This is a genomic window from Micromonospora sp. NPDC049799 (genome assembly GCF_040656655.1).
Classification (GTDB): Bacteria; Actinomycetota; Actinomycetes; order Mycobacteriales; family Micromonosporaceae; genus Micromonospora.
The window spans coordinates 1-1,773 of record NZ_JBFAMU010000764.1 but is presented as its reverse complement, the minus strand read 5'-3'; the positions used below and the strand labels follow the sequence as shown (position 1 = coordinate 1,773).

Below are 1,773 nucleotides of genomic sequence, written 5' to 3'. Positions count from 1 at the left end.
CGACGTGGCACGTCACGGCATGGATCGGCGGGGGCGGCGTGCCGAACCGGCCCGGCCCCCAGCGCACCCACACCGCGACCCGGCCGGCCGCCGCCTCCGCCGCCAGCTTCTCCCAGGTACGACGCCGATCGGTGTGGTCGACCTCGACGACCACGGGTGGGCCGTCCGGCCGTGCACACGCCACGTCGAGGACGGACCGCCGATCGGACAGCGGCGGCGGCAACGGCAGCACGCTGGGCGCCCGCCGGTAGACCCGCCACCCCTGCTCACCCGCCCAGGCGGCCACCGATTCGATGATCAGCGCCGTCACCGCGTCGGCGCTCAGGTCGACGAAGGTGAGCCGGGCGAGAGCGCGCTCGATCGCCGCCGCCACCTGTTCCCCGTCATACCCGCCGTCCATGGCGGCAGGGTAACGGTCGGGGCTGGCGCGGAACGCAGGCCGCGTCCGGGCGGACCCGCACGGGCCGCCCGGACGCCGGCCATCACCTCAGCCGTTCTCCTTCTGCAAGCGGGACATGAGCATCTGCTTGCCCTGTTCACCCGCCTTGCGGTTGTTCTCCTGGATCTTCCGGAACCAGGTGGCGAGTTCGGAGTCACCCCGTGAGTCCGCGTCTGCGATGTACGTCTCCAGCTGCCACACGTGTTGCAACGACATCTGCAGGGCGTGGATCAGGTCGTAGTTCTTGTCCTTGACCGGGCTCATCGGTTCCCTGACCATCGTGGCCACGGCACACCTCCCCTGTCCTTGATCGGGTGGACCGGGCGCTTACCCGGCCCGCTCCCGTTCACGCCCCCACCGCCGCGCCCGACCGGCGCGGTTACCGGCGGCGGCGCCCGGGTAGCAGGTGCCGCATGGCGGAACTGGCGACGCTGTGGATCGTCCGGCACGGCGAGAGCACGGCGAACGTGGCGGCCTCGGCGGCCGAGGAGTCCGGGTCGGAGCTGATCGACGTGACCCACCGGGACCCGGACGTGCCCCTCAGCCCCACCGGGGAGGACCAGGCGCGGGCCACCGGCCGATGGCTCGCCGAGCTGCCCGAGGCACGCCGGCCGGACGTGGCGATCATGTCGCCGTACCTGCGCGCCGTTCGTACCGCCGAGCTGGCCCTGGACGGCACCGGCATCCCGGTCAGCCGAGACGAGCGCCTGCGGGACCGGGAGCTGGGCATCCTGGACGGACTGACCGGGCACGGCGTGCGCCGGCGGTACCCGGAGGAGGCGACGCGGCGGGACCGGCTCGGCAAGTTCTACTACCGGCCGCCCGGCGGGGAGTCGTGGACCGACGTGGCGCTGCGGCTGCGCGCCCTCCTCGGCGACCTGCGCCGCGACCACGAGGACCGCCGGGTGCTGCTGTTCGGCCACGACGCCCTGGTGTTCCTGACTCGTTACCTGGTGGAGGGGCTCACCGAGGACGAGCTGATGGCGTTGACCCGCCGGTACGTCATCGCCAACTGCTCGGTGACCGGCTGGTCCGCCGACGGCGACGGCCGGCTCCGCCCCGACGTGTTCAACGACGTCGGCCACCTGCAGGCGCAGGGCGCCACACCCACCAGGGAGGACGAGGTCCATGCCGAACCGGTCTGACACGCGCGTCATCACGCCCGCGCTGCTGCGGGACTGGGCGCTGCCCGTACCGACCGGAGGCAAGGAGTCCCGGGGCACGGTGCTGGTGGTCGGGGGTTCCCGGTTCGCCCCCGGCGCGGTGCTGCTGGCCGGGGTGGCCGCGCTGCGGGCCGGCGCGGGCGTGCTCCAGCTCGCCGCCGCCGAGTCGAC

Annotated in this window: 3 protein-coding genes and 1 pseudogene; 2 read left to right on the top strand and 2 right to left on the bottom strand. The window is 73.5% G+C overall.

Features of this window, described 5'->3' with window-relative positions; genetic code table 11:
• Both AB0I76_RS29250 and AB0I76_RS29245 read right to left on the bottom strand, forming a co-directional pair.
• The coding region (locus AB0I76_RS29250; RefSeq protein ID WP_357042182.1) for a hypothetical protein at positions 1 to 400 on the bottom strand (400 nt) is incomplete at its 3' end.
• An 87-nt stretch (positions 401 to 487) separates the two neighbouring features.
• Positions 488 to 718: a hypothetical protein gene (locus tag AB0I76_RS29245; RefSeq protein WP_357042184.1), complete on the bottom strand. Its 231-nt coding sequence runs from the start codon at positions 716 to 718 to the stop codon at positions 488 to 490.
• Positions 719 to 852: 134 nt separating this feature from the next.
• On the opposite strand from AB0I76_RS29245, the gene AB0I76_RS29240 reads away from it, so the two are divergent.
• Together AB0I76_RS29240 and AB0I76_RS29235 are read left to right on the top strand one after the other, a co-directional pair.
• Positions 853 to 1,584: a histidine phosphatase family protein gene (locus AB0I76_RS29240; RefSeq protein WP_357042179.1), complete on the top strand. Its 732-nt coding sequence runs from the start codon at positions 853 to 855 to the stop codon at positions 1,582 to 1,584.
• Positions 1,568 to 1,773, top strand: a pseudogene (locus AB0I76_RS29235) (NAD(P)H-hydrate dehydratase); the annotation flags it as partial. The gene AB0I76_RS29240 and the pseudogene AB0I76_RS29235, both read left to right, overlap by 17 nt.